We start from the raw sequence: 1,167 nt of genomic DNA, 5'->3' as shown, positions 1-1,167 counted from the left end.
CGGAGCATAATCCGATCAATTTCTTCTATATTCATTATGCCTCTCACCTCGTTCACTCTAAGTATTGGTACTATCTATTAAACCAAATTTTAGAATTTGAATAAGGTCCTGAGTAGTAACCGATTGTGCAGGCTTTTGGTTGATGGAGCAGCTATTTGAGTAAAATTCCTGCGATTGTGCAGGCTTTTGAGGCTTTATTCTGATTATAGGGTGGAAAGGCTTCAGATTCCTGCATTATTGCAGGAATTTTTACTTTTCATGCGATTTCTATGAAAAAGGATGCATTATCGCAGGTTTTCAGCCTTTGTGACCTGTACATCTATATGTTCAGATACCTCGGTCATTCGGCATGGGCGGGGGATGAATTGCAATCGTTTACCCTATAATGTGAAACCAGTTAGATACCAATAGATGAATGACTCGGAGGTTCTAGGATACAATGGCTGGCAAACCTAAACGATCAACCTTTCGAACTCGATTGGAGGATATGGTCACATCTCTTCAACATGATATCGTAAACGGAAATCTCAAGCCTGGTGACTATTCAGCCTCCGAATTGGTGCTTGCTGAGCAGTTTCAGCTTAGTAAAAACTCGATTCGCAAAGGATTGAACGTCTTGCTCAATCAGAAAATGATCGGCAAAGTGCCTCGAATCGATACGCGTATTGCCGTTCAAATGATTCCTTTTTCCAATTCCTATTTTTCGCAGGATTTAGCTGTAGCGCTGGAGTGGGACGGGCTGGATCTTATTACTTTAAATACACAGAACTATGAGTCAGTAACCAAGACCGGAACGGCAGGCAATGTATTTGTTGGTCAGGCCTTCTCGGTTCATGATGTATCGGGAGATAATCCCGACCGTTCGTTTCTATTCCGATATGAATGTTACTTTTCAGGAGCTAGAGGCTATGCGGCAAATGTTTAAGTTATATTGGGTAAATTTTTATTATTTTTCAGTACCTGCCATAGTTTGAAAAAGATCCTTTAAGTTGAAGGGATGCAGGCAAGACGGTTTGTTGACGTTCAGGTAACCAAGATTAGCCTACTTTCGGTTCGGCCCCTTAATTATGGAGTCCATCTGCTAAATGCTCTCGCTCTCGCAGTTTTTCATTTTTCTCATTTCTCTAAACACACTAAACCGAAATTTCTATGGCTTCTAATTTTTTA

General features: G+C 40.7%; 1 protein-coding gene. It reads left to right on the top strand.

What is annotated here, in order from left to right; all coding sequences use genetic code 11:
* The first annotated feature begins 439 nt into the window (after positions 1-439).
* Positions 440-925: a helix-turn-helix domain-containing protein gene (locus HQN90_RS38040; RefSeq protein ID WP_173227988.1), complete on the top strand. Its 486-nt coding sequence runs from the start codon at positions 440-442 to the stop codon at positions 923-925.
* The last annotated feature ends 242 nt before the right edge of the window (positions 926-1,167 follow it).

The organism is Paenibacillus alba (genome assembly GCF_013204855.1).
GTDB lineage: Bacteria > Bacillota > Bacilli > Paenibacillales > NBRC-103111 > Paenibacillus_E > Paenibacillus_E alba.
Note: the sequence above shows the minus strand (reverse complement) of the source record. Positions and strands in the feature narration are given on the sequence as shown.